The organism is Paradesulfitobacterium aromaticivorans, assembly GCF_054657415.1.
The window spans coordinates 664,102-688,750 of the sequence record NZ_BAAHYT010000010.1; the positions used below are offsets into that span (position 1 = coordinate 664,102).

Annotated in this window: 43 protein-coding genes; 1 reads left to right on the forward strand and 42 read right to left on the reverse strand. The window is 49.7% G+C overall.

The genetic code is table 11. From position 1 onward, the window contains the following. The first annotated feature begins 63 nt into the window (after positions 1-63). Entirely contained in the window at positions 64-597 is a 534-nt protein-coding gene (gene rbr, locus ACYQ2N_RS08705) for a rubrerythrin (RefSeq protein WP_459998840.1), read from the forward strand. A 15-nt stretch (positions 598-612) separates the two neighbouring features. On the opposite strand, the gene ACYQ2N_RS08710 is transcribed toward rbr, so the two are convergent. From ACYQ2N_RS08710 to rpsJ, 42 genes are all read right to left on the reverse strand, one after another. Next, positions 613-735 carry a hypothetical protein gene (locus tag ACYQ2N_RS08710; RefSeq protein WP_459998842.1) on the reverse strand — a complete coding sequence of 41 codons (123 nt, stop codon included), beginning with the start codon at positions 733-735 and terminating at the stop codon, positions 613-615. 84 nt (positions 736-819) lie between these two features. Beyond that, positions 820-2,049 carry a phosphate propanoyltransferase gene (pduL, locus tag ACYQ2N_RS08715; protein WP_459998843.1) on the reverse strand — a complete coding sequence of 410 codons (1,230 nt, stop codon included), beginning with the start codon at positions 2,047-2,049 and terminating at the stop codon, positions 820-822. Positions 2,050-2,270: 221 nt separating this feature from the next. Next, positions 2,271-2,747 carry a hypothetical protein gene (locus ACYQ2N_RS08720; protein WP_459998844.1) on the reverse strand — a complete coding sequence of 159 codons (477 nt, stop codon included), beginning with the start codon at positions 2,745-2,747 and terminating at the stop codon, positions 2,271-2,273. A gap of 108 nt (positions 2,748-2,855) precedes the next feature. After that, positions 2,856-3,119, reverse strand: coding sequence for a DUF7309 domain-containing protein (locus ACYQ2N_RS08725; RefSeq protein WP_459998846.1), 264 nt, complete (start codon positions 3,117-3,119; stop codon positions 2,856-2,858). Continuing rightward, on the reverse strand, positions 3,047-3,268 hold the full coding sequence (locus tag ACYQ2N_RS08730; RefSeq protein WP_459998847.1) for a DUF7309 domain-containing protein: 222 nt from the start codon (positions 3,266-3,268) through the stop codon (positions 3,047-3,049). The genes ACYQ2N_RS08725 and ACYQ2N_RS08730 overlap by 73 nt, the downstream gene beginning before the upstream one ends. A gap of 343 nt (positions 3,269-3,611) precedes the next feature. Next, complete coding sequence (rpsI, locus tag ACYQ2N_RS08735; RefSeq protein WP_459998848.1) at positions 3,612-4,007, reverse strand: 30S ribosomal protein S9; 396 nt, start codon at positions 4,005-4,007, stop codon at positions 3,612-3,614. A gap of 20 nt (positions 4,008-4,027) precedes the next feature. Further along, positions 4,028-4,459, reverse strand: a complete 432-nt coding sequence (gene rplM / locus ACYQ2N_RS08740; protein ID WP_459998849.1) for a 50S ribosomal protein L13 — start codon at positions 4,457-4,459, stop codon at positions 4,028-4,030. A gap of 279 nt (positions 4,460-4,738) precedes the next feature. Then, entirely contained in the window at positions 4,739-5,608 is an 870-nt protein-coding gene (gene truA, locus ACYQ2N_RS08745; RefSeq protein WP_459998851.1) for a tRNA pseudouridine(38-40) synthase TruA, read from the reverse strand. A gap of 204 nt (positions 5,609-5,812) precedes the next feature. Further along, a complete protein-coding gene (locus ACYQ2N_RS08750; protein ID WP_459998853.1) occupies positions 5,813-6,574 on the reverse strand; it encodes an energy-coupling factor transporter transmembrane component T family protein in 762 nt (253 codons plus the stop codon). Further along, positions 6,564-8,333: an ABC transporter ATP-binding protein gene (locus ACYQ2N_RS08755; protein WP_459998854.1), complete on the reverse strand. Its 1,770-nt coding sequence runs from the start codon at positions 8,331-8,333 to the stop codon at positions 6,564-6,566. Before ACYQ2N_RS08755 ends, ACYQ2N_RS08750 begins: the two co-directional genes overlap by 11 nt. 33 nt (positions 8,334-8,366) lie before the next feature. Next, positions 8,367-8,906: a biotin transporter BioY gene (locus ACYQ2N_RS08760; protein WP_459998855.1), complete on the reverse strand. Its 540-nt coding sequence runs from the start codon at positions 8,904-8,906 to the stop codon at positions 8,367-8,369. A 353-nt stretch (positions 8,907-9,259) separates the two neighbouring features. Beyond that, the gene (gene rplQ, locus ACYQ2N_RS08765) at positions 9,260-9,601 is read right to left on the reverse strand and encodes a 50S ribosomal protein L17 (protein WP_459998856.1); all 342 of its coding nucleotides are present in this window, start codon (positions 9,599-9,601) and stop codon (positions 9,260-9,262) included. Between the two features lie 25 nt (positions 9,602-9,626). Then, a complete protein-coding gene (locus ACYQ2N_RS08770; RefSeq protein ID WP_459998858.1) occupies positions 9,627-10,574 on the reverse strand; it encodes a DNA-directed RNA polymerase subunit alpha in 948 nt (315 codons plus the stop codon). Positions 10,575-10,624: 50 nt separating this feature from the next. Then, positions 10,625-11,254: a 30S ribosomal protein S4 gene (gene rpsD / locus ACYQ2N_RS08775; protein ID WP_459998859.1), complete on the reverse strand. Its 630-nt coding sequence runs from the start codon at positions 11,252-11,254 to the stop codon at positions 10,625-10,627. A gap of 12 nt (positions 11,255-11,266) precedes the next feature. Continuing rightward, complete coding sequence (gene rpsK, locus ACYQ2N_RS08780) at positions 11,267-11,656, reverse strand: 30S ribosomal protein S11 (RefSeq protein WP_459998860.1); 390 nt, start codon at positions 11,654-11,656, stop codon at positions 11,267-11,269. Between the two features lie 19 nt (positions 11,657-11,675). Beyond that, a complete protein-coding gene (gene rpsM / locus ACYQ2N_RS08785) occupies positions 11,676-12,047 on the reverse strand; it encodes a 30S ribosomal protein S13 (protein WP_459998862.1) in 372 nt (123 codons plus the stop codon). A gap of 122 nt (positions 12,048-12,169) precedes the next feature. Further along, positions 12,170-12,283, reverse strand: a complete 114-nt coding sequence (gene rpmJ, locus ACYQ2N_RS08790) for a 50S ribosomal protein L36 (protein ID WP_459998863.1) — start codon at positions 12,281-12,283, stop codon at positions 12,170-12,172. Positions 12,284-12,305: 22 nt separating this feature from the next. After that, positions 12,306-12,524, reverse strand: a complete 219-nt coding sequence (gene infA / locus ACYQ2N_RS08795) for a translation initiation factor IF-1 (RefSeq protein WP_005810121.1) — start codon at positions 12,522-12,524, stop codon at positions 12,306-12,308. A 34-nt stretch (positions 12,525-12,558) separates the two neighbouring features. After that, on the reverse strand, positions 12,559-13,305 hold the full coding sequence (gene map, locus ACYQ2N_RS08800; protein ID WP_459998864.1) for a type I methionyl aminopeptidase: 747 nt from the start codon (positions 13,303-13,305) through the stop codon (positions 12,559-12,561). Then, the gene (locus ACYQ2N_RS08805) at positions 13,302-13,952 is read right to left on the reverse strand and encodes an adenylate kinase (RefSeq protein ID WP_459998865.1); all 651 of its coding nucleotides are present in this window, start codon (positions 13,950-13,952) and stop codon (positions 13,302-13,304) included. The genes map and ACYQ2N_RS08805 overlap by 4 nt, the downstream gene beginning before the upstream one ends. A gap of 14 nt (positions 13,953-13,966) precedes the next feature. Next, positions 13,967-15,253, reverse strand: coding sequence for a preprotein translocase subunit SecY (gene secY / locus ACYQ2N_RS08810; RefSeq protein ID WP_459998867.1), 1,287 nt, complete (start codon positions 15,251-15,253; stop codon positions 13,967-13,969). A gap of 1 nt (position 15,254) precedes the next feature. Continuing rightward, positions 15,255-15,695: a 50S ribosomal protein L15 gene (gene rplO, locus ACYQ2N_RS08815; RefSeq protein ID WP_459998868.1), complete on the reverse strand. Its 441-nt coding sequence runs from the start codon at positions 15,693-15,695 to the stop codon at positions 15,255-15,257. A 16-nt stretch (positions 15,696-15,711) separates the two neighbouring features. After that, on the reverse strand, positions 15,712-15,894 hold the full coding sequence (gene rpmD / locus ACYQ2N_RS08820) for a 50S ribosomal protein L30 (RefSeq protein ID WP_459998869.1): 183 nt from the start codon (positions 15,892-15,894) through the stop codon (positions 15,712-15,714). Between the two features lie 13 nt (positions 15,895-15,907). Then, complete coding sequence (gene rpsE / locus ACYQ2N_RS08825) at positions 15,908-16,408, reverse strand: 30S ribosomal protein S5 (RefSeq protein WP_459998870.1); 501 nt, start codon at positions 16,406-16,408, stop codon at positions 15,908-15,910. A gap of 20 nt (positions 16,409-16,428) precedes the next feature. Continuing rightward, positions 16,429-16,797: a 50S ribosomal protein L18 gene (gene rplR, locus ACYQ2N_RS08830; RefSeq protein WP_459998872.1), complete on the reverse strand. Its 369-nt coding sequence runs from the start codon at positions 16,795-16,797 to the stop codon at positions 16,429-16,431. A gap of 54 nt (positions 16,798-16,851) precedes the next feature. Next, positions 16,852-17,406, reverse strand: a complete 555-nt coding sequence (gene rplF, locus ACYQ2N_RS08835; RefSeq protein ID WP_459998873.1) for a 50S ribosomal protein L6 — start codon at positions 17,404-17,406, stop codon at positions 16,852-16,854. 23 nt (positions 17,407-17,429) lie between these two features. Beyond that, the gene (gene rpsH, locus ACYQ2N_RS08840; RefSeq protein ID WP_459998875.1) at positions 17,430-17,828 is read right to left on the reverse strand and encodes a 30S ribosomal protein S8; all 399 of its coding nucleotides are present in this window, start codon (positions 17,826-17,828) and stop codon (positions 17,430-17,432) included. A gap of 39 nt (positions 17,829-17,867) precedes the next feature. Next, entirely contained in the window at positions 17,868-18,053 is a 186-nt protein-coding gene (locus ACYQ2N_RS08845) for a type Z 30S ribosomal protein S14 (protein ID WP_459998877.1), read from the reverse strand. A 20-nt stretch (positions 18,054-18,073) separates the two neighbouring features. Beyond that, the gene (rplE, locus tag ACYQ2N_RS08850; RefSeq protein ID WP_459998879.1) at positions 18,074-18,613 is read right to left on the reverse strand and encodes a 50S ribosomal protein L5; all 540 of its coding nucleotides are present in this window, start codon (positions 18,611-18,613) and stop codon (positions 18,074-18,076) included. Between the two features lie 19 nt (positions 18,614-18,632). Then, positions 18,633-18,974: a 50S ribosomal protein L24 gene (gene rplX, locus ACYQ2N_RS08855; RefSeq protein ID WP_459998880.1), complete on the reverse strand. Its 342-nt coding sequence runs from the start codon at positions 18,972-18,974 to the stop codon at positions 18,633-18,635. A gap of 28 nt (positions 18,975-19,002) precedes the next feature. Beyond that, positions 19,003-19,371 carry a 50S ribosomal protein L14 gene (rplN, locus tag ACYQ2N_RS08860; RefSeq protein ID WP_459998881.1) on the reverse strand — a complete coding sequence of 123 codons (369 nt, stop codon included), beginning with the start codon at positions 19,369-19,371 and terminating at the stop codon, positions 19,003-19,005. A 36-nt stretch (positions 19,372-19,407) separates the two neighbouring features. Then, positions 19,408-19,668: a 30S ribosomal protein S17 gene (gene rpsQ, locus ACYQ2N_RS08865; protein WP_459998883.1), complete on the reverse strand. Its 261-nt coding sequence runs from the start codon at positions 19,666-19,668 to the stop codon at positions 19,408-19,410. Between the two features lie 26 nt (positions 19,669-19,694). Further along, on the reverse strand, positions 19,695-19,898 hold the full coding sequence (rpmC, locus tag ACYQ2N_RS08870) for a 50S ribosomal protein L29 (RefSeq protein ID WP_459998884.1): 204 nt from the start codon (positions 19,896-19,898) through the stop codon (positions 19,695-19,697). Continuing rightward, positions 19,888-20,325 (reverse strand): 50S ribosomal protein L16, encoded by a 438-nt coding sequence (gene rplP, locus ACYQ2N_RS08875; protein WP_459998886.1) that lies wholly within the window; start codon positions 20,323-20,325, stop codon positions 19,888-19,890. Before rplP ends, rpmC begins: the two co-directional genes overlap by 11 nt. Next, complete coding sequence (gene rpsC, locus ACYQ2N_RS08880) at positions 20,326-20,985, reverse strand: 30S ribosomal protein S3 (protein WP_459998887.1); 660 nt, start codon at positions 20,983-20,985, stop codon at positions 20,326-20,328. 3 nt (positions 20,986-20,988) lie between these two features. Then, complete coding sequence (rplV, locus tag ACYQ2N_RS08885; RefSeq protein ID WP_459998889.1) at positions 20,989-21,330, reverse strand: 50S ribosomal protein L22; 342 nt, start codon at positions 21,328-21,330, stop codon at positions 20,989-20,991. Positions 21,331-21,348: 18 nt separating this feature from the next. Beyond that, entirely contained in the window at positions 21,349-21,630 is a 282-nt protein-coding gene (gene rpsS, locus ACYQ2N_RS08890) for a 30S ribosomal protein S19 (protein ID WP_459998890.1), read from the reverse strand. A 124-nt stretch (positions 21,631-21,754) separates the two neighbouring features. Continuing rightward, positions 21,755-22,582, reverse strand: a complete 828-nt coding sequence (gene rplB, locus ACYQ2N_RS08895) for a 50S ribosomal protein L2 (RefSeq protein ID WP_459998891.1) — start codon at positions 22,580-22,582, stop codon at positions 21,755-21,757. A 24-nt stretch (positions 22,583-22,606) separates the two neighbouring features. Next, the gene (gene rplW / locus ACYQ2N_RS08900) at positions 22,607-22,894 is read right to left on the reverse strand and encodes a 50S ribosomal protein L23 (RefSeq protein ID WP_459998892.1); all 288 of its coding nucleotides are present in this window, start codon (positions 22,892-22,894) and stop codon (positions 22,607-22,609) included. After that, positions 22,887-23,516 carry a 50S ribosomal protein L4 gene (rplD, locus tag ACYQ2N_RS08905; RefSeq protein ID WP_459998893.1) on the reverse strand — a complete coding sequence of 210 codons (630 nt, stop codon included), beginning with the start codon at positions 23,514-23,516 and terminating at the stop codon, positions 22,887-22,889. Before rplD ends, rplW begins: the two co-directional genes overlap by 8 nt. A 24-nt stretch (positions 23,517-23,540) precedes the next feature. Continuing rightward, positions 23,541-24,170 (reverse strand): 50S ribosomal protein L3, encoded by a 630-nt coding sequence (gene rplC, locus ACYQ2N_RS08910; protein WP_459998894.1) that lies wholly within the window; start codon positions 24,168-24,170, stop codon positions 23,541-23,543. 173 nt (positions 24,171-24,343) lie between these two features. Beyond that, positions 24,344-24,649: a 30S ribosomal protein S10 gene (rpsJ, locus tag ACYQ2N_RS08915; protein WP_459998896.1), complete on the reverse strand. Its 306-nt coding sequence runs from the start codon at positions 24,647-24,649 to the stop codon at positions 24,344-24,346.

Here is a 24,649-nt window from a genome sequence, read left to right on the forward strand (position 1 = left end):
GCACAGTGAGCCCAACGAGCATCTAACCCATCTTAGCGGTTTAAACGATTGGAGGATAACGTCATGAACTTAAAGGGAACAAAAACCGAACAGAACCTGATGGCAGCTTTTGCAGGCGAGTCGCAAGCCCGCAATAAATACACCTATTTTGCGTCTCAGGCCAAGAAGGAAGGTTACGAGCAGTTGGCTGCCCTCTTCCTGGAGACAGCGGACAATGAAAAAGAGCACGCCAAAATCTGGTTTAAGCTCTTAAATGGCATCGGTGATACCGCAACCAACCTGGAAGCCGCCGCTGGAGGCGAACACTTCGAATGGACGGACATGTATCCTGTCATGGCCAAAGAGGCACGTGCAGAAGGGTTTGCGGATATCGCCCGCCTCTTTGAAGAAGTGGCTGAAATTGAAAAGAGCCACGAAGAGCGCTACCGAGAGCTCTTCAAGAATGTTCGTGAAAATAAGGTTTTTGCTAAAGACGCTAAGGTAATCTGGCGTTGCCGCAATTGCGGCAACATCCATGAGGGCAAAGAAGCCCCAGATGTCTGCCCGGTCTGCAAGCATCCCCGGGCCTATTACGAGATCGTTGTTACTAACTATTAACTTGCAAAATTGTGCTCACGGGCTGCTCCGTGGATGTCTAAGACCCACTTCAATTAAAGTGGTTCGTTCCACGGCCACCGCTTCCTCGTTCAAACGTGCGCGGCTGAGTTCTTGGAGAATGTCATCGGGATGACTCACGGTTAACACCTCCGGTTGGGATTAAAAAGAGCAAGTGCTCCCTGGACAGGGTATCAGCTACTTGCTCTTTTTGCGTTCCTTAAGTTACAAAATCTTGCTCAGGGTCTGCAAAGCCAATTCCATTGTCGCCGTATTCAGCCGGGCATCCACAGTTTCCGGTTTGAACATCAGCAAGATTTCTTGCCCCAGTTTGATTTTATCCGAGGGGTAAGAGGCTGTATCAACGGGAATTGCACCGACGTTAAGGAAGAATTGTTTGCGGTCATCGAGGTCTTCCTTATTCAACCTGACCTCGAACAGTACCCCTTCAATTTCAGGATGATTTTTCTCAAGGAAAGAAATAACTTTGTAAAACAGAAAGCTGCCAATCCCTCTGTTTTGATAATCCGGGGTAATCCCGAGGTGTTCAAAATAGCCCATTTTCACACCTGGCATCCAGTAGAAGCAGGCAATTCCCATAACTTGGCCCCGTTCTACGGCCGTGAACAGATAATAATGATTGGGCTCGATCTTTTGAGGTTGTAAGAGTTTATCCTCAATATTGTGCTGGACTGACTCCGGATATTCAAAGACCGTGCGCAGCAAGCGGATGCCCTCTTGCACATAGTCACCATTCGGCCTTTTACCCTGAACAAATTTGATATCATCCGTATTCACGTCTATGATATTGCCAAAATTATCCTTAATGATAATTTCCTTGTGCTTGATCATGGCCAGATCCCCGGTATCAACGTAGGCTGCGTTAGCTTCATCCGTGTCGATATGAAATTCAGTCAATCCCTCTTTGACAACCCTGACTTTGACATCGTGATAACAGACAGTTTTCTCCCCTTTGATCAGGACACTGACTTTATCCGCATTGGCTATTTCCAGCCTGTCCGCATCTTTGGTCAGCATATGAATGTGCGATTTGGCAATAATGCAGCCCTCATCAAGAACCACAACGCCCTTGGGCCCAATCAGTACCGCTCCCGGGGTGCCCTCGACATCTCCGGAATCCCTTAGGGGCGCATCTATTCCTAAGATATACGTGTCCGTCCGCGCCAGTTCAATCTGAGTTTTGGCCCGGGCCGGCCCGATAATCCGAACTTGCTGCAATACTCCCTTGGTACCGACTACGTTCACTGTTTCTTTGGCGGCAAATTCCCCTGCCTGGCCCAATTCCCTGAGCACTGTAAGATTGTTACCCTTTCCAAAAAGAGCCTCGACATGTTCCTCCGTCAGATGAACATGCGCTCTGGAAACTCCAACCCGCACTAGCCAACGGTTTTCTCTCTTAAAATCTACTTTCTTAGGGTCGATATTAATAGTCATTCTACTGCCTCCAAGCTACAAGATTTAATACAAATTATAGTATTTATACCTAGTATTTTAGTAAATATGTAGGTTCAACGCAAGCACAGACTCTTGTGATCGAGGCACGATTTCAGATACACGATTTCAGATTCAGCAAACTCCCGCTTGTTAAGCTTTGCGGGAGTTATTCGTTCGTATGCCTGGCCAGGAACAAGGATTTCCTGTTTGTTCATACTTACTTATGACTTAGCTTTAAGCTTCCTTTGAAAATAAAGAAAGATAGGAGCCGGGATCACGATCCAGCCAAAACTCTTAATTAAGCTGTTAACCGCCCTATCCCGGGCGCGTTGTTTTTCCTGAGCCACTAAATCATCGTAGTTCTTTCTCAGTTCTTGTTCGGTCAAAGCCGGTTGTTTCTGATCAGGTAATTTCTCAGGCATTCTTTGATACTCGGCAAAACTCATGTAATACGATGGCGGTGATGCGATATCTGCAACCGCCATGAAAGCAGCCACACTGCCGCCAATGGTCATCATTAAGGTAGCCAGAAGTACGATATAGATGTACACCGTTTTTATCATATCTTCACTCCTAACTTGCTCTCCTTCGAAACGCCTTCCCCTACCTGCAGACACTGCTATGATCAGAAAAATAGTGACTAAAACGACTCCCCCGACAATTAGCACACTCATTAAACTTCGCTCACTTCCTTTCATGGGGTTTCCATTCCTGAGGATTTAGGTCTTCTGAGCGTTTCGGTTTCCTGAGGGTTTTTCTTTATAGTTTACGAAGGTGTTGTATACTTTTAGTACTTCAGCATACTATCAATCATCCCATCGAAAGAAATTGCCATGCCACTTGCCGCGAAATTTTAACCCAAGATCTTTGACAATTTTCAAATCTTCGGTCGCCAGTGTTGACCTGTCCTCAAAGGAACACATTAGACATTTTTGCCGGAACATGTTGTCATGATCCTCTGGATCTATCTCATCTGAAAGCAACCCAAGGATTTGGTTTAAGCCCTCCGCGCCAAGATACCCGATAAGGCGATAAGGCCAAAGTGCTCCCCCGCATTGCCCAGAACACAACAGTAGGCAGTTTCCCCTGTTTCAGGATCTACAACTCCGAAAATCTCATCATCATACATCCATTCCCAACAGGCCGATTGTTTGAAAGCAATAGCTGCTTCGTATAGTGAACGCCATTCCTCAATTGTTGGAATGTTCGATTTCGTCATATATTTTCTCCTTTGTTAAATCTCAAAACTTTTATATATAAGATTCTGGGCACAAGGCTAAAACTCCTGCAATGAGAGCGTGTTTGATCCTATCATTTCGCCGTTCGGGGTTAAATACTCAGCTGATGCTTAGCAAGAATGCAACCATGCGGACGCGGAGGCTATGTGCTCAACGCCTTCCGGCGTCACTGCTATTATCAGAAAGGCTGACCGCAAATAGAAGATCTGTTAACTCCATCAGTTGTTCGATCTCTATTCTCTGTTTCATTTGCCTATCCCCCCTGATAAATAATTTACGGCCCGGGCATAAGACCCAGGCCGTAATTCCATAACATATGCACTTTTAGCGTTTGGAGAATTGAGGAGCTTTACGGGCTTTCTTAAGACCGTATTTACGGCGCTCCTTCATGCGCGGATCGCGGGTCAGAAAGCCTGCCCGTTTAAGAGCGGGCCGCAGGCTGATGTCAGCCTTAAGCAGAGCACGCGCGATGCCAAGTCTAACCGCTCCGGCTTGACCGGTGGTTCCACCTCCGTGGACCAAAGCGATAATATCGTATTTTCCTAAGGTCTCAGTCATATCAAGCGGTTGTTTGACGATCATTTCAAGGGTTTTCTTACCGAAATATTCCCCTAAACCTCTTTTATTAATCGAGAAATCCCCTTGTCCGGGAATAAGACGCACCCGTGCTACAGCATTTTTACGACGGCCGGTGCCGGCATATTGCAACTGTACTGCCATTTTCTATACTTCCTCCTTTCTTACCTAATTGTCCAAATTTCAGGTTGTTGAGCTTGATGGGGATGTGTAGAACCTTTGTACACTTTCAATTTCCTGAACATTTGGGCACCTAGCTTATTGTGAGGAAGCATTCCTTTAATTGCATGTTCCACAGCCCGTTCCGGAAAAACTTGCATTAACTTACGATAAGGTGTCTCTTTAAGTCCCCCGGGATAACGGGAGTGTGTGCGATACATTTTGTTATCCAGCTTATTGCCGGTTAAAAGAACTTTTTCAGCATTAATAACAATAATATGATCCCCTGTATCCACGTGCGGGGTAAAAGTAGGCTTGTGCTTGCCCCTAAGGATCAGAGCAGCTTCCGTGGACAAACGACCCAAAGGAATGCCGGTAGCGTCAATGACGTACCACTTGCGCTCTATATCGGCCGCTTTCGCGAAGAAAGTGGACATTTTTCTCCCTCCATTAAGTTCGATCTAAATTCAATAATTTACACATTCAGTTGTCTTTTCCGTTTGATGTGGGGCTCAGGCACACGCGCGGCAAATATCATGAACTATGGGGCTCAATCACAGCTCACGACATAAAGACTCATAATTGTATTTTATCCAAACGGCTGGTAACTGTCAAGGAATTTTGCTTACACCAGCAATTAAAAACTTAATGCTCTAATTGTTTATGATTTGATCTCTATAACACTGACAGGCTTCATTCACTACACAATCTTATATCTAGTACAGCTCCGGAAAAATCTCTTGCGGTTTTTTTGCATCATAATTTACATACGTTAAAGTCAAGCCATGCGGCGGTGCGGTTTCTCCACTCTGTTTGCGGTCTTGGCTCTCAATAATAACAGGAATATCCGATGGGTCAATTTTTCCTTTCCCCACCTCAAGCAGCGTTCCGGCGATTATCCGAACCATGTTGTACAAAAATCCATCCCCGATACAAGTTATGCGGATCATACCCCTGACATTGCCCTCTGACAAGCGTACGTCCTCTAACTCTTGTTCGCTCCCGATCTCCCCTACTCTGGTCACCCTTGACTTGAACGGTTCGTCTTCCAACTCTACCCTGCCTAAAAATAAGGTGCGCTCAAACGTCTTGCTCGCCCCTCCAGCGGAAGCGAAAGCCTTGAAATTATGTTTACCTTCCAAATGCTTAGCTGCCTCTTGCATATGCTTAACATTGAGAGCTATTGGTTCATGGCAGGCATAGAGGCGCCTGAACACATCCGGAATCGGCCGATTGTCAATAAGATAGTCATAGCGCTTCCACTTGGCGGATCTACGTGCGTTAAAATCCTCATGTTCATTTCTAGCCTCTAATATTCGGATGTCGCGTGGTAATAAGCTATTAAACGCCTTAGGAATCTTTTCTTCCGGAATTCTCGTCTCAGAAAAAAAACTCACTACCTGACCTGCTGCATGCACGCCTGTATCCGTGCGCCCGGCCGTGAATATCCTGATTTCCTCACCCAAGACTTCCTGCCAAACTTTCTCTAGGGTTCCCTGAATCGTCGGGCCGTGAAACTCCGGCTGCCGTTGAAACCCATGATAGTTCGTGCCGTCATATGCTATGGTCAGCCTTATGTTGCGCATCCCTGACTCCTTAAAATATACCTTAGTGAACCTGTAACCGCTTCAGACCGTTCCTCTGCCCAAATTCTGTCCGCTCCCGCCACTTCTTAACCCGGTTCCTGCAGCGAAATCCTCAATAGCTCTCTTGGAAGACCCTTGAAACTCTAAACCTATATAAATCAATCTTAACATTTCTTCTCATTGCTTCAAACTAAAAAAATTCTATTAAGGCAAAATAACGAGTATAATTCCGCAAAGGAGCGCAGCTACCACGCTCCAACTATCGCGTCTTCCCCATTCTCGTGTACTAAGCGTGCGGTATTTGCCGCTGCTGTAGCCGCGCATGACCAGGTTTTCGGCGGTCTCCTCCGCCCGGCGCAAACTCAAGAGGAGAAGGGCAGGAAGTAGATTCATTAGTTCCTGTATGCGCCCAAACAGGGAAGACGGGACCGTGCCTTTGGCTGCCCTCGCCTTGGAGATGGCAGCGATCTCTTCCAGCAATAGCGGCATGAAGCGCAGGGTTAGGGTTATTAAAAGGGCGAAATCAGCCGCTTTAGGCGTCAGCCGCACGAGCGGGTTAAGGAAATAGGCAATTCCCAAGCCTTGCTCCAACGGGGGGGTAACCGCGGCAAACAGCCGGGTCAGCGCAAACAAGACAGCGATTCGCCACACCAACACGGCAGCCACCTTAAGACCTTCCACCGAGAAATGTCCTTGCCAGAAATGTTCGGATTCCGACCAAGTCCAGCCCCCGGCCAATAGGTAAAAAGCCGCAATCCAAAGCAGTACCATCAACACAGGGCGAAAACTGCGCCAGGGAACCTCGCTCAACCACATCAGGATGAAAACCCCGGCACTGGCTACAGCTAGACCGTGCCATCCCACCATAGTTAAGACAAAAGACAGCCAGACAAACGCACCTACCTTAAGCCGGGGGTCCAATTCGTGAAGGACACTCTCTCCCGGCCAGTAAACTTCAATCTCCATTACGCATCACACTCTCTCGTTGTCGCTGCTCCTCGTTTGGGAGTGTCAAGGGGACGGTTCCTTTGACATATTCCTCATGCTTCGTGCCAGATACAGGACAGCGTACCCCTGCCGCCTGGAGACACTCACGAAAATCCTGCCAGGATGAAGCGGGAAAATCGAGCGTCACTTGCCCATCTTCAATCAGCCACAGACGGTCAGCCAGTTCAATGACCTCAGTCAGGTCGTGGGTCACGCACAGAATCGTTATCTCCCCACGCACGCCGGACAGAAACGATAAGAGATGTTCACGACCGCGCCCGTCCAGGCCCAGCATGGGTTCATCCAGAAGCAGGACTTGAGGCTTGCTCTCAAAGGCTGCTGCCAAAGCCACTCTCTGTTTTTCTCCTCCACTCAAGTGTTCCGGGGGTTTTGCGGCCATTTCCGCCGTGATCCCAAAGCGTTCCAGGTAGCTAAGGTTCTCATCTTTCTTACTCTTTGCTTCGCGTCTACTGCGCCCGTAAAAAACTTCATCATAGACCGTGTGGCCGATAAAATACTCTCCCGGCTCTTGGAGCACCAGGCGGCAGCGTTGGCGTTGGCGCACCACATTATCTTTCCCGAGGACTTCCCCAAAAGCCTGACATCTTCCCGCTGTCGGTAGATTAAGGCCGATCACACTCTCTAAAAGAGTTGATTTTCCAGCCCCCGAGGGTCCGATAATCCCTACGAACTCCCCTTGATAGATTCTTTTGTCTATATCCAGACGTTCCCCATAGCTGCAATTCTCCCATTCCAGAATCTTAAGCCGGGGCAAATCGTAAAGTTCATACTTATGAGCAGGCTCGGAGGATCCATCCCAATAAGCCTGCTCATTAACTCTATCCCTATGGACACGCTCGAAGTGTCCATGCTCCTTAAATTTGTGGCCCCTGTTGCCCTCGATCTGCGCGAAGTGCGCGCCCCGAATTCGATACTCGGCCCGGATTTGGTACTCGGCACGGAGTCCGTACTCTGCCCGCACTTCCCGGCTCCCTAAAACCGAGGACGGACGACCCGCATCCCACACTCTCCCATCCTTCATAAGCAACAGCCGGTCAGCTTTTGCGGCCAATTCCGGATCATGAGTGATCCATAGCTGACCCATTGGCTCACCTACTATCTCACCCATTGTCTCATTATGTCCCGCAATTGCCCCTGCTGTAGAACATTTCTGTGAAAGCAAAGAGAGAATCTTATCCTGGGCTCTTTGGTCAAGCATAGTTAAAGCCTCATCCAGGATCAAAAAGGCAGGCTTCATCGCCAGGATGGCTGCTATCACTAGCCTCTGGCGCTCCCCCCCGGACAGCGTGGAAGGGGATTGGTTTTCTTTGCCCGCAAGCCCGGTTACAGCAGCCAATTCCTTCACCCTCAGCTGGACCTCCTGAGGGGACAAGCCTAAATTAAGCAGGCCGAAGCCTAATTCTTCGGCAACACTAGCTCCGATGGTCTGACGGCGCGGGTGCTGCCCGATAAAGCCAATTTCACGCCAGCGACCTTCCGCTGGCCAGGGAACAGGATTGTATTGGGCACCTAGTGGCTCACTTGTGCGTGCTTCCATTAGCTCAACCGTTCCGGCAGTAGGCTCGCTCAATCCAGTGATGAGGCGCGCCAGCGTAGATTTCCCCGAACCGTTCGCCCCCATCAAGGCCATAACTTCCCCCGGTCGCCAGTCAAAGCTTACATCACTCACTATGTTCTTATAACCCAGACCATTAATGCGCAATACTTTTTCTGCCATTTAGATCCTCACCAGAAACTTTATATTAAAACCCTACTGCGCACGCCTGCGCACAACTTCGTTTCCTACGATCGCCGCAACGATCGCTTTAATAATATCCATCAGAATATATGGAGTGAACCCCATAGCTATAACTGTGGTAATGGCCATCGGCTTATTCAACACCCAGTTAAAAAGTCCGTAGAAGTAAACTAACCCGAAAGCATAAATCACAACTACCCCGCCTAAAGCTGCGGCAAAAGCTCTGACCAGACTTCCCGGCTTATAAATTAGGCCCGCGGTGTAAGCGGCAAAGATGTAGCCAATAAGAAAGCCAAATGTCGGCTTCATAATATAACCGATCCCGCCAAACGGTGCTGTCGCATAAACCGGCAGCCCAAACAGCCCCAGGAGTATGTATACCACCATGCTCAAAGCTCCATAACGCGGCCCTAAGACAATCCCCGCGATGTACACTAACAGCGGCAGAATACTGAACGGAACCAACGCCGGGGACACCCAGCGCAAAGCCATCCCGGCCACAGACATTAAGGCCGCCATCACTGCAGTCATCGCTAAATTCTTCGTATTCATAATCTTCTCCTCACCCTCTGTAAACTTATACTTCTCTCTAAGTTTACAATAGTGACGGCAATATGGCAACAAAAAACCATTATTATAACGGCTTAAATAGAGGCTTATTTCACAGCGAGATTCAATTGCTTAGCGAACCGTCCGAGCAGAGGAGCGTAGTGAGCGCAGAAGACGAAGTGTTAAGCCGCGCCATGGTTCACTACAGGTATTACCCTAAGGTTTGGCGCGGTAACGGAGTCGACAAGCGAACAGCTCCGTCGCGTGGTGAGCGGGCAATTCATCTCGCGAAATGCAGCAAAAAGGAGCCCCCATCCAGGACTCCCTGCTTCTTAAGCACTATTTGCCAGCTTAATCTACTTCACCAGCTCGATTAACACCAATTCCGCGGCATCGCCCCGGCGGTTGCCCACTTTCATAATCCGGGTGTAACCCCCTTGACGGTCAGCATATTTCGGTGCAATCGTGTCGAAAAGTTTCTTCACCACATCTTCTTCCATTAAATAAGACATGGCTTGTCTTCTGGCAGCCAAGTCACCTTGCTTGCCGAGCGTAATCATTTTCTCCGCGATGGCGTTTAATTCCTTCGCCCGGGCCTCGGTCGTTTCGATACGCTCGTGTTTTAACAGGGAAGTAACAATGTTTCGCAGCATTGCCCCACGATGACCCGTATTCCTTCCCAGTTTGCGGTAAGCCAACTAAATCCCCTCCTTTGCACCGAAATTACTCTTCAGGCTGACGGAAGCCCAAGCTCAGTTCGTGCAGCTTTTGCTCCACCTCTTCTAAAGACTTGCGCCCCAAGTTGCGCACTTTGATCATGTCTTCTTCCGTCTTCTGCGTCAACTCTTCTACCGTATTGATACCGGCCCGTTTCAGGCAATTATAAGAGCGGACGGACAAATCCAACTCTTCAATCGTCATCAAGAGGATGTTATTCTTAGCTTCCTCTTCTTTTTCAACCATAATTTCAACATTGGTGAGTTTATCCGTAAGCCCCATAAAGAGCCGCAGATGCTCGCTTAAAATCTTAGCAGCCAGGCTGGTTGCTTCCTCCGGCGAAATACTGCCGTTGGACCAGACTTCGAGTGTAAGCTTATCATAGTCTGTGATTTGCCCGACCCGCGTATCCTCAACCGTGTAGTTGACTTTATACACGGGGGCAAAAATGGAATCGATCGGGATGATGCCTATGGCCTGCTCCGGCTTTTTGTTCTTTTCCGCCGGCACATAGCCACGGCCTCTCTCCACGGTCATCTCCATAAACAGACGTCCGTCATGATCGAGCGTTGCTATCTTCAAGTCCGGATTGAGAATTTCAATGTCAGAACCGGTAATGATATCGGCGGCCCGCACGACTCCCTCTCCTTGCGTTTCTAAGCGCATAATTCTGAGCTCATCCGTATGTCCTTTGAGAGCCAGGGACTTGAGGTTGAGAATAACGTCTGTTACATCTTCGAACACGCCGGGAATGGTGGCAAACTCGTGCAGAACTCCTTCGATCTTCACTGAGGTTACGGCCGAACCCGGGAGCGAGGAGAGCAGAATTCTTCTTAAGGAATTCCCTAAAGTGATTCCGTATCCCCGCTCCAGGGGCTCAACCACAAATTTGGCATAGGTGTTATCATCTGAACGTTCAACACATTCAATTCTGGGCTTCTCGATTTCTAACATCGGATGCACCTTCTTTCTCGGGAACTTAGATACACACTTCTACCCGTATTTTAACGTGAGTATTTCTCAACGATAAGGTGTTCTTGGATGGGCAGTTGAATATCCTCGCGAGAAGGTAGTGCAATCACAGAACCGGCAGCAGCGTTGGCATCTAGGCTTAACCACTTCACGACACTGCGTGTTCCCAGTGCTTCCATGTTTTCTTTAATGCGCGGTGAATTCTTGCTTTCTTCTTTGATGCTGATTGTCTCGCCGACCCGAACCAAATATGACGGAATATCCACCCGCTTGCCATTTACCGTAACATGGCCGTGGCGCACCAGTTGACGCGCTTCCGGACGGGAAGCTGCGAAGCCAAGGCGATAAGCAACATTATCAAGGCGGCGTTCCAACAACCGTAAAAGGTTGTCGCCGGTCATACCTTTCTGGCGGGCAGCCTCCACAAAATAAGTGCGGAACTGACCTTCCAGTACCCCGTAAATGCGGCGTGCTTTTTGCTTCTCACGTAGCTGGATGCCATACTCTGTGGGTTTCTTGCCACGGCTTTGGCCGTGCTGCCCGGGCGCATACTGACGGCGGTCAATTGCGCATTTATTCGTATAGCAGCGATCCCCTTTGAGGAACAGCTTCATTCCTTCGCGACGGCATAAGCGACAAACAGGACCTGTATATCTTGCCATTAGTACACCCCCTTACACCCTTCTACGTTTGGGTGGCCGACACCCATTGTGCGGAATTGGTGTTACGTCTTTAATCATGTTTACTTCCAATCCGGCTGCCTGTAAGGCTCGGATAGCGGCTTCCCGGCCGGTTCCCGGACCTTTAACAAAACATTCTACATCTTTCATGCCGTGTTCCATAGCGACTTTAGCTGCGGTTTCAGCTGCCATCTGCGCAGCAAACGGCGTGCTCTTACGTGAGCCCTTAAAACCTAAGGCCCCGGCGCTCGACCAGGAAATAGCGTTCCCTGTGGTATCCGTGATAGTGACCATAGTATTGTTAAAAGTAGACTTGATATGCGCAATTCCACTTTGAACATTTTTGCGTTCCCGGCGCCTTGTCCGGACTACTTTACGGGCCATCTCGGTTATCCCCCCTTACCTATTTTTTACGGCGTGCTCCGACAGTCTTGGCCGGACCTTTACGAGTGCGGGCATTCGTCTTCGTCCGCTGGCCCCGTACGGGCAATCCCCGGCGGTGGCGTATCCCACGGTAACAGCCAATCTCTATCAGGCGTTTAATGTTGAGGGACACTTCCCGACGCAGGTCACCTTCAACCTTGGTCTCTTTATCGATAACTTCCCGGAGCTTAGTGACCTCCGCTTCGGATAAGTCACGCACACGAGTGTCCGGGTTTACGCCGGTCTGAGCGAGAATTTTCTTGGAAGTCGGCTGGCCGATGCCATAAATATAGGTCAAGGCCACCTCAACTCGTTTCTCGCGCGGCAAGTCAACTCCAGCGATACGCGCCATCTATTCTTTACACCCCCAAATATTCAATAAAACTTAACTTAATAACCTGATTTATCATCAAGATCCGGTTTCTTACATGCAACCAAGGTAATCCCGGCTCAGCCGCGCATCTAAGAATTGCCTTAACCCTGCTTTTGTTTGTGTTTGGGATTTTCGCAAATAACCATTACTTTGCCATGGCGCTTAATGACTTTGCATTTTTCACAAATCGGTTTGACTGAAGGCTTTACCTTCATGCGGATCCCCTCCCTTTGCTCCTTACTTAAACCGGTATACAATCCGTCCCCGGGATAGGTCATAGGGAGAAAGCTCCACGGTGACCCTGTCCCCCGGAAGAATCCGGATAAAGTTCATCCGGATCTTTCCTGAGACGTGCGCCAAAACCTTGTGACCGTTGCTAAGCTCGACCAGGAACATAGCATTGGGCAGCGGCTCCAAAACCTTGCCTTCAACTTCAATTACGTCCTCTTTGGACATAAGTTCACCCCTCCTCTGGCACTCGTTCAGGCAGTTACACTAGAGTCAAAATCTCAGGACCATTTTCCGTAACGGCTACGGTGTGTTCGAAATGAGCGGAGGCTCGCCTGTCTTTAGTTACAACAGTCCAATGGTCACTTAAGCTTTCGACTTCATACGTTCCCATGTTTACCATAGGTTCGATGGCCAAGGCCATCCCTACCTCGAGTCGCGGCCCCCGGCCGGGCTTGCCAAAGTTGGGAATCTGCGGTTCTTCGTGCATCGCTCTGCCGATTCCATGTCCGACATAGTCGCGTACCACTGAAAATCCGTGCTTCTCAACATGGGTCTGAACCGCATGGGAGATGTCATAGAGACGAAGTCCTTTCTTCGCCTGTGCCAGGCCCAGCATGAGGGACTCCTCCGTTACTTTGAGCAGCTTTTGCAGATCCGGTCCAATCTCCCCGACCGGCAAAGTGACTGCCGCATCCCCGAAATACCCGTCAACAACCGCTCCACAGTCAATACTGATAATATCTCCAGATTCCAATTTCCTTAAACCGGGTATCCCGTGCACTACTTGCTCATTGAGGGATGTGCACAAAGTGGCCGGAAAACCATTGTACCCTTTGAAGGCAGGCACTGCACCCTGCTTACGGATATAATCCTCGGCCAGGCGGTCTAATTCCTGCGTAGTCATACCCGGGTGCACGGCTTCGCGCATGAGAGCCAGGGTTTCTGCCACGATGCGCCCTGCCTTACGCATCCGCTCAATCTGACCCGCAGTCTTCAGTTCGATCATTCTGCCTGCCCCATCGCAACCAGAATATCCTGGAGTACCTTGTCAATTGGCTGGTCGCCCTCAATTCCCTTGAGCAAGCCTTGGGAACGATAGTAGTTAATCAAAGGTTCAGTTTGTTCGTTGTAGACACGCAGACGGTTCTTCGCAGTTTCCAGAGTGTCGTCACTCCGTTGGTAAAGCTCCCCGCCGCATTTGTCACAAACGCCCTCTTTGGTAGGAGGATTAAAGACGGAATGATAGGTTGCCCCACATTGGCGGCAGATCCGGCGTCCGGTTAAGCGCTCTAAGAGCTTCTCTTCGTCCACCTCGATATTGATCACCCCGTCAAGGGCCAAACCAAGGTTCGCAATGATTTCCCCCAGAGCATCTGCCTGAGCTACTGTACGCGGAAAACCGTCGAGCAGAAAGCCTTTGGCACAATCCGGCTGCTTCAGTCTATCTTCCACAATTCCGATTGTGACCTCATCCGGTACCAAACCTCCGGCATCCATATACTCTTTAGCCTTAAGCCCGAGTAGAGTGCCAGCCTTAATGGCAGCCCGGAACATATCTCCGGTCGAAATGTGCGGTATTTCAAACTTCGCGACCAGAGCCTCGGCTTGTGTTCCCTTGCCGGCGCCGGGGGGGCCCATCAAAATCGTTCTCATCTCTCCTTACCTCCTTACTTCATAAACCCTTGATAATGCCTCATCATCAGCTGAGACTCGAGGTTTTTCATGGTTTCCAAGGCCACTGAAACCACGATTAATAGAGAAGTACCGCCAAAGTAGATGTTTTTAAGCCCGGTGAGACCAATAACCAAGCTGGGCAGTACGGCAATCGCCGCCAAGAAAACCGCACCACTTAAGGTAATCCGGTTTAGAACTTTAGACAGATAATCCGTGGTCGCACGTCCTGGCCTAAGCCCCGGAATAAAACCGCCATACTTCTTAAGGTTGTCTGATACTTCAACTGGATTAAACGTAACGGCTGTATAGAAGTAGGTAAAGAAAATAATAAGCATGGCATAGATGAGCAAGTACGGAATGGATTTTAATGATCCGTTCATACTGAACCAGGTATTGACAAAATTAGAGAATCCGGAGTTAGGAACCCAGGTCGATATCTGCTGTGGAAAGGCCAGAAGGGAGACAGCAAAAATTACCGGAATGACCCCGGCTTGGTTCACTTTTAGCGGAATATGCGAGCTTTGTCCGCCATAGACCTTGCGGCCCACAACCCTTTTGGCATACTGAACCTGAATCCGGCGCTGTCCTTCCTGAACATACACAACTCCGGCAATGACAGCCACCACAATAATAACCAGACCAATTACGGTGAGGGCGCTGATTTCCCCGACTGATAACAGCTGCCACAGGGATTTCAAAGCATCCGGTACCCGAGAGACAATACCGGCAAAGATAATGAGCGAAATCCCGTTGCCAATTCCCTTTTCCGTGATGGCTTCCCCGATCCACATCAGAAAAGCGGTTCCGGCAGTCAGCACTAACGTAACCAAAAGATAAATCGGCCATCTCGTGCCTTCGGACGGAATCGCCAAGGCTCCCCTGAGTCCGAGGGTTAAGCCCAAGCCTTGAACGAAGCCTAAAATAACCGTGCCATAACGGGTATACTGCCCAATCTTCTTCCGGCCATAGTCCCCTTCCTTTGCCAAACGCTCTAAGGACGGAATGACAATGGTGAGAAGCTGCAGAATAATTGATGCCGTGATATACGGTGTAATACTTAAGGCAAATACAGACAGTCTCTTAAACGATCCCCCGGAAAAAGTGTCAAAGAAATCGAACACGCCACCGCTGCCGAGCATTTGGTTCAAAACGTCACGATTAACAAAAGGAATGGGAATGTGGGCCCCAATACGGAAAATGAGGAACATGAGCAAGGTGAAGGCAATCTTTTTCCTGAGGTCTGCAACCTTCCAGGCATTCTTCAGGGAATCGACAATCATGTTATTCCACCTCTACTTTTCCGCCCGCTGCCACAATTTTTTCCTCCGCAGCCGAGCTGACTTTATCCACTCGTACGGTTAAAGCTTTTGTCAACTCACCTGTGCCCAGAATTTTAACTCCGTCTTTAATTTGTTTAATAACGCCTGCTTCGATCAGAGTTTCAAGTGTCACGAGCGTGCCGCTCTCGAATCTCTCCAGATCACGCACATTCAGGACATTGAACTCTTTCTTAAAGATATTGGTGAAGCCGCGTTTGGGCAAACGACGATAAAGCGGCTGTTGTCCACCTTCAAAGCCAGGACGTACTCCACCGCCGGAACGCGCCTTCTGACCCTTATGGCCCTTGCCGGCTGTCTTGCCCTGTCCTGAGCCAATTCCCCGGCCCAGGCGCTTAGGAGCATGAGTCGCTCCCTGTGCAGGCTTGAGTTCATGCAATTTCATGCCTAGAGCACCTCCTTTACTCAGCGATTTGTTCCACCGTCAGCAAGTGGGCACATCTACGGACTGTCCCCTGGATTGAAGGGGTGTCTTCATGCACCACACTGGCTCCAACCTTCCTTAAGCCTAAGGCTGCCAGCATCTTGCGCTGTTCTTGTGGATGTCCGATCAGGCTTCTGCTAAGAGTTATCTTTATTTTCACCGGCCAACCCTCCTTAACCCAGAATCTCTTCTACGGTTTTACCGCGGAGCTTGGCAACTTCTTCAACACGTTTAAGAGCTTTTAAGGCTGCCATCGTAGCATTAACCATATTATGAGCATTGGCAGAACCCAAGGATTTCGTCAAAATATCATGAATTCCGCTCACTTCCAAAACTGTGCGCACTGCACCGCCGGCAATAACACCGGTTCCTTTGGCAGCAGGCTTAAGCAAAACTTGCCCTGCCCCAAACACGCCAATGATCGTATGGGGAATAGTTGTTCCGGTAAGAGGAATGGAGATAAGATTCTTCTTGGCGTCCTCTATTCCTTTACGAATGGCTTCCGGCACCTCTCCTGCCTTACCGAGTCCTGCGCCCACATGCCCGTTGCCGTCCCCGACAACGACCAAAGCGCTAAAGCTGAAACGGCGACCGCCTTTTACGACCTTGGCCACACGCGCAATGTGCACGACTTTCTCAGATAACTCCAGTTTGCTAGGATCGATCTTGACCAACGATTTTCCCTCCTTTACTCCTAAAAGTCCAGGCCAGCTTCACGAGCCGCTGCGGCCAAGGCTGCAACTCTCCCGTGGTAAAGATAGCCACCGCGATCGAAAACCACTTGCTTAATCCCTTTGTCCAGGGCTCTTTTGGCTACCAGTTCTCCAACTTTCTGGGCGCCTTCCAAATTACCGCCTAGGACCGCGGCAGCTTTGAAATCTGCATCTAAAGAAGAGGCTGCAGCCAGAGTTACCCCCAGATCGTCATTTATGACTTGGGCGTAAATATGGTTTAAGCTGCGAAACACAGCCAAACGCGGGCGTTCAGCTGTTCCGTGCAAATTTTTGCGCAGGCGCAGGTGCTTTTTCTGGCGGTTTCCTTTTCTATCTACGGGCGTAATCAAAGCGAATCACTCCTTTCACTAAGAGCAAGAGATTTGGCCCTTGCTTATGCTGCTTTACTTCTTACCGCCTTTTTTGCCGCCCGTTTTACCAACTTTGCGGCGAATAACTTCACCTTCATATTTAATCCCTTTGCCTTTGTAAGGCTCAGGCTCGCGTTGAGCGCGTACGACTGCGGCGAAGGCACCTACAGTCTCCTTGTCCATACCCTTAATTAAAATCTTGTTCGGGGCAGGAACTTCAATTTCTAAACCTTCATATGGAACCAGCTCGACAGGATGGGACTTGCCCACACTTAAGACCAGCTTGTTCCCTTGTTTTGCAGCCCTGTAGCCGACTCCGACCATTTCCAGACCTTTGGTGAACCCGGTAGTGACCCCTTGCACCATATTGGCAATGAGACTACGGGTTAAGCCGTGCAGGGAACGGTGGAGAGGTTCGTCGCTGGGGCGGGTGACCACGATCTGCTGCTCTGCCACGGCAATCGTTATCGCCGGGTGCATCTCCCTGGTCAAGGTGCCTTTCGGCCCTTTCACAGTCACCACACTACCCTCTATTTTGACGTCAACACCACTGGGAATGGCGACAGGAAGCTTGCCGATTCTCGACATTGCTTACACCTCCGTTCTCTATCTTACCAAATATAGCAGAGCACTTCTCCGCCGAGTCCAAGTTTGCGCGCCGCCTTGTCAGTCATTATCCCTTTCGAGGTGGAAACAACTGCCATGCCGATACCACCAAGTACTTTCGGCAGTTCATCCTTGCCGGCGTACACTCTGAGTCCTGGCCGACTGATCCGCTTCAACCCGCTAATAACGCGTTCGCGGTTAGGGCCGTACTTCAAATAGAGACGCAGTATCCCTTGCTTACTGTCAGCAATAAACTCATAGTCTTTAATGAAGCCTTCCGTTTTCAGAAGTTCAGCAATATCCCTCTTGACGCGGGAAGCAGGAACTTCAACTTTATCATGATAAACCATTCCCGCATTGCGGATACGGGTTAAGAAATCTGCAATCGGATCTGACATTGCCACTGAGGTCATCCCCCTTCCTTATCTGTGTTCGTAAACACCTTACCAACTGGCTTTGGTGACCCCGGGAAGCTCACCTTTATAAGCTAGTTCCCGGAAACAAATCCTGCACACTCCGAACTTACGGATGTAAGCATGGGGACGACCGCAAATTTTGCAGCGGTTGTGCGCGCGTACGGAATACTTCGGACTCCGTGCCTGGCGAACAATCATTGATTTTTTAGCCACGCTATTTGACCTCCTTCTTCTCAGTCGCGATACGGCATGCCGAAGAGCTGCAAGAGTTCGCGTGCTTCTTCATCTGTTTTCGCCGTTGTCACAAACACAACATCCATGCCCCGGAGTTTATCAATCTTGTCATACTCAATCTCAGGAAAAATAAGCTGTTCCCGGAGCCCAAGCGTATAATTGCCGCGGCCGTCAAAGGATTTAGCAGATACTCCGCGAAAATCACGCACGCGCGGCAGGGCTACATTAAGGAGACGGTCAGCGAACTCATACATCCGCTCTCCGCGGAGTGTAACTTTGGTCCCAATAGGCATCCCTGCACGCAGCTTAAAAGCGGCGATTGACTTTTTCGCTCGAGTGACAACAGGCTTTTGTCCGACGATTTTCGATAAATCAGTAACAGCCGCATCAATCGCTTTCGAATTCTGGATAGCTTCCCCAACGCCCATGTTGACCACGATCTTCTCCAGACGGGGAATCTGCATCACATTTTTATATCCAAACTTCTGCTGGAGTGCAGGAGCGATTTCTTTCTGGTACTTCTCTTTCAGGCGAGCCACTTAGGTCCCTCCTTTCCGCTTATTTTTTATTATCCGGCAAATTCACGCCGCACTTTTTGCAGACACGAACCTTCCCGGCTTCAGTTTCTTTGATGTTCACCCGGGTGACTGAATTGCATTCCGGGCAGAACAGCATCACATTGGAGCTGTGAATGGGTGCTTCTTTTTCAAGAATTCCACCTTGCGGATTCCCCTGTGATGGACGGGTATGGCGTTTAATAATGTTTACCTTTTCTACGACCACACGTCCCTTTTTCGGAATCACTTCCAGGACTTTGCCCTTTTTGCCGGCGTCTTTCCCGGTAATCACCATTACCAGATCGCCTTTTTTAACGTGTATAGTTTGCTTAACAGCAGCCACTTTCTTCACCTCCATCGGTCCTGAGGTCTTAAAGCACTTCCGGTGCCAGGGAAATAATCTTCATGAAATCCTTATCGCGCAACTCGCGGGCCACTGGACCAAAAATGCGCGTTCCGCGCGGGCTCTTGTCATCCTTAATAATGACAGCCGCATTCTCGCTAAAGCGAATGTAGGAGCCGTCCGGGCGCTTGATTTCCTTAGTCGTGCGCACGACGACTGCTTTAACGACATCTCCTTTTTTAACAACGCCGCCTGGTGTTGCTACTTTAACAGAAGCCATAATTATATCGCCAATTGAGGCGTAACGGCGGAAGGAGCCTCCCATGACGCGAATACACATCAGTTCTTTCGCCCCGGTGTTGTCTCCTACTTTAAGCCTGGTTTGTACTTGGATCATCCTTAATAGACCCCCTTCCCAATTGAATTGGGCGCTTTAGAGAACAACCGCTTTCTCTGTGATCTCGATAACGCGCCACCGTTTATCTTTGCTAAGCGGACGGGTTTCCATGATGACAACGGTATCTCCGATATTGCACTCATTCTTTTCGTCATGAGCCTTAAACTTCTTAGTCTGGCTGATCGTTCTCTTATACAGAGGATGACGTACTGTGGTCTCTACCGCTACCACTGCCGTCTTATCCATTTTATTGCTCACGACTTTGCCGATTCTGACCTTGCGATCTGCTCTTTCCATGTTCCAAGTCCTCCTTTCTCTCACTGTTAAGCACGTTTGATGTTCAGTTCGCGCTCACGGAGGATTGTTTTACCACGGGCTATATGCTTACGCACTTCACGGATGCGCATATGGTTGTCTAATTGACCTGTGGCGAGCTGAAAACGTAAATTAAAGAGTTCCGTTTTTAGTTCGTCAACTTGCTTCAGAACTTCTTCGTCAGTCATATCGCGGAAATCCTTAGTTTTCACTAGCGCCACCTCCTTCAAGTTCCTCACGGCGCACAAATTTACACCTGATCGGAAGTTTGTGCATAGCCAGGCGCAGAGCTTCGCGAGCAACATCTTCCGGAATCCCGGCCAGTTCAAACATGACCCGGCCCGGTTTTACGACAGCCACCCAGTACTCGGGCGCACCTTTACCGCTGCCCATCCGGGTCTCAGCCGGTTTAGCGGTGATCGGCTTATCCGGAAAAATCTTAATCCATACTTGACCGCCCCGTTTGATATAACGGGTCATGGCGATACGCGCAGCCTCTATCTGCCTGTTAGTGATCCAGGCAGGCTCAAGAGCAACTAAACCGTATTCCCCAAATGTCACTTTATTGCCACGGGTGGCCGTTCCACTCATACGACCGCGGTGTTGTTTACGGTGTTTCACTCTGGTTGGGACAAGCATTTATTTTCCTCCTTCCACCTGAGCGACCTTCTTGGCGGGAAGAACCTCTCCTTTATAAATCCATACTTTGACGCCGATCTTACCGTAAGTGGTGTTCGCTTCAGCAAACCCATAATCAATGTCAGCGCGCAAGGTATGAAGGGGCACTTTACCTTCGTTATACCATTCCGTACGGGCAATTTCGGCGCCGCCTAAACGACCGCCGCAGGAAATCTTGATACCCTGGGCTCCTTGGCGCATCGTGCGGCCAACAGTCTGCTTCATAGCCCGGCGGAAAGATACACGTTTTTCAAGCTGCTGAGCCACACTTTCAGCCACTAACTGAGCATCAATCTCAGGCTTTTTCACTTCAACGATATTCACAGCAACCTGTTTGCCGGTGAGCTTCTCCAACTGTTTGCGCAAGTTCTCCACTTCAGCGCCGCCGCGGCCGATTACGATACCGGGCTTAGCCGCATACACGGAGACTTTCACTCTGTTGGCAGCCCGCTCGATTTCAACCTTGGGCACACCCGCTTGTTTAAGTTTATCCTTAATAAATTTGCGGATCTTTAAGTCTTCATGCAGAAGGTCGATATAGTTCCGACCGGCATACCAGCGTCCTTCCCAGTCACGGATGATGCCAACACGCAAGCCTTTGGGATTAACTTTTTGACCCACTTATTAACCCTCCTTCTTCTCGCCCACAACCACAGTGATGTGACTTGTGCGTTTGCGAATGACATCCGCACGTCCCATGGCCCGGGGTTTGATGCGCTTCAAAGTCGGCCCTTGGTCGACAAAGACCTCCGTCACAAAAAGGTTGTCTGAGCTTAACTCCAAGTTATGCTCAGCGTTAGCCACTGCAGATTTCAAAACTTTCACCACAGGCTCGGTGGAGCCTTTAGGCGTAAACTGCAGAACAGCAAAGGCATCATTAACCTTTTTGCCACGAATCAGGTCAACTACTTGGCGCACCTTACGAGGAGAGATGCGTATATATTTTGCAATTGCTTTTGCTTGCATTCCTCATACCTCCTCAACTTAGCGTAAGCCGCTGGACTTTTCACTGCCAGCATGCCCTTTATAGGTGCGGGTAGGAGCAAACTCACCAAATTTATGCCCCACCATGTCTTCGGTAACATAGACCGGAACGTGTTTTCTGCCGTCATGAACCGCAACAGTATGGCCTACCATTTGCGGAAAAATTGTTGAACGTCTGGACCAGGTCTTGAGCACGCGTTTGTCGCCACTGTTGTTCATGTCCTCTACCCGTTTAAGCAAGCGCGCCTCCACATAAGGCCCTTTTTTCAATGATCTGGCCATTTTACGGACCTCCTTCCAAGATCGATGTTCGATATTCGAGGTTCGTAGTTCGAATGTTCCGAAGCAGGGCGCTCAGATTACAGCCCCGGGAACTCCCGAAAAACGCACTCTATCAACCTAAGGATTATTTGCTGCGACGCTTCACGATAAAGCGGCTGGTTGGATTCTTCTTCTTACGGGTCTTAGCACCCAGAGCAGGTTTGCCCCAGGGTGTGACAGGGTTGCGGCCAATCGGGTTGCGGCCTTCCCCACCGCCGTGCGGATGATCGACCGGGTTCATAACTGAACCGCGCACCGTCGGACGAATTCCCAGCCAGCGAGTCCTTCCTGCTTTACCGATATTGATATTTTCATAGTCCAAGTTCCCTACTTGCCCGATCGTAGCGCGGCAGTCCAGATGAACCATGCGCATTTCACCGGAAGGGAGACGCAAGGTGGCATATGCCCCTTCTTTGGCCATGAGCTGGGCGGAACCGCCCGCCGAACGGACAAGCTGCGCTCCTTTGCCAGGCTTCATTTCGATGTTGTGCAGCTGCGTACCTACCGGAATATTGCGCAGGGGCAGTGCATTTCCCACTTTGATATCCGCACCGACGCCGGAAACAACGGTTTGCCCTACTTGCAAGCCATTCGGAGCCAGAATATAGGCCTTATAGCCATCAAGATATTGGAGCAGAGCGATATTGGCCGAACGATTCGGATCATATTCAATGCTCGCGACTTTCGCCAGAACTCCGTCTTTATTGCGTTTGAAGTCGATTACACGGTACATGCGCTTGTGCCCGCCGCCTTGATGGCGCACACTCAGGCGTCCTGCATTGTTGCGTCCGGCTTTGTTTTTCAGCGGCTGCAGCAGAGAGCGCTCAGGCTCCACGCGCGTAATCTCTTCAAATGTTGATACTGTCATTTGACGCCGACCGGGAGAGGTCGGTCTAAATGCCTTCACTGCCATGGTTTTCCCTCCTTTGCACTAGCATTACAGCCCTGCGAATCCTTCGATCTTGTCGCCGGCTTGAAGCTTAACAATTGCCTTTTTACGATCCGGGGTTTTGCCTTTGTAGCGGCCTACCCGTTTCTCTTTTCCTTTAACATTCAAGGTGTTAACGTCTTCAACATGCACCTTGAACATTTTCTCTACTGCAGCTTTAATCTCGATTTTGTTCGCTGCCGGATTAACCCAAAAGGTGTATTTGTTCTCCTCAACGAACCCGACGGACTTCTCGGAAATAACCGGCCGGATGAGAACATCGCGCGCGTCACGCATTAGCCAACACCTCCTCGGTCTTTGCCACAGCATCCTTGGTGATCACCAGGACATCATGGTTCATTAGATCTAGCACGTTAAGACCCTCGACCGTTAAAGCTTTAACACCCTCGATGTTGCGGGCGGAACGCGCTACGGTTTCATCTGGATTAGCGGTTACGACCAGAGCCTTTTTCCCAACATTCAAGGCTTTAAGGACTTTGACCATTTCCCGGGTCTTAGCTTCCGGTAAAGTCAGATTATCGATTATAAACAGGCTGGCCTCGCTCGCTTTTGACGAGAGGGCTGACCTAAGCGCTAATCGACGAACTTTCTTAGGAATCTTAAAGCCATAATCGCGGGGTTTGGGTCCGAAGAGAACGGCACCGCCTCTCCAGAGCGGAGAGCGGCTGCTGCCCGCCCGCGCCCGGCCTGTTCCTTTTTGCCGCCATGGTTTGCGTCCGCCTCCGCGCACTTCCCCACGCAGCAAAGTCGAGTGGGTGCCCCGTCTCAAACTGGCCAGTTGTGCACGCACGGCTAAATGTAAAACATGAACGTTCGGTGTAATCCCGAAGACTTCATCACTTAAATCAATTTCTCCTATCGGAGAACCTTGCATATTCAAGACTTGAACTTTCGGCATTGCTTATTCCTCCTTTCCCGCAAACTACTTCGCCTTAACAGAGCTTTTAAGAATGAGCAATCCCTTTTTTGGTCCCGGGACGGCACCCTTAACCAAAATCAGGTTTTTATCCGCATCAACCCGGACAATCTCGAGGTTTTGGACGGTTACCCGCTCAACTCCCATACGACCGGGAAGGTTTCTGCCCTTGAACACGCGAGCCGGACCTTTCGCGCCGAGAGAACCTGTGCGGTGATGGTACTTTGATCCGTGAGCCATGGGTCCGCGGCGGGCACCGTGACGTTTGATCATCCCGGAAAATCCTTTTCCTTTGGAAGTACCGACCACATCAACTTTCTCTCCGGGGGCAAAGATGTCAGCTTTGATTTCCTGACCGACCTGAAAAGCTTCAGCATCCGCTACACGCAGCTCACGCAGAAAGCGTAAGGGTTTAAGCGATGCTTTTTGGAAGTGCCCCTTAGCCGGTTTGCTGCTAAGAGACTCCCTTTTCTCAGCGAACCCTACCTGAATTGCATGATAACCGTCTGTGGACACGGTTTTCTTCTGCACGACAAAGCAGGGGCCTGCTTCGACCACAGTCACGGGAAGTAAACGTCCATCTTCCGCGAAAACCTGGGTCATTCCGATTTTTCTGCACAGAATTCCTTTCGACACGAATTGCCACCTCCTGAACACTTTGAAGTGCACCGAGAGTATCGGCGCACGAGAGCGTTCTGTTTTTTATTTTTTAGGCGTTTTACCCTTTAGCTATTTTCCACGCCTCCGGGTGTTTCACGCCACAAACATAAATATTTTACCACAAAAGCTTAGATTATGCTAGTATGATTTTAGAGCTTAATTTCAATATCCACGCCTGAAGGCAAATCCAAACGCATGAGCGCGTCAACTGTTTTCGAGGTAGGTTCAAGAATATCGATCAAGCGCTTATGAGTGCGCATTTCGAACTGTTCGCGCGAATCCTTGTTGACGTGAGGAGAACGCAGAATGGTATAGATGCTTTTCTCCGTTGGCAAGGGAATCGGCCCACTCACCTGAGCACCCGTCCTTTTCGCAGTTTCTACGATTCTCTCGGACGACTGGTCTAAGATTTTATGGTCAAATGCCTTGAGACGAATACGAATCTTCTGGCTCAT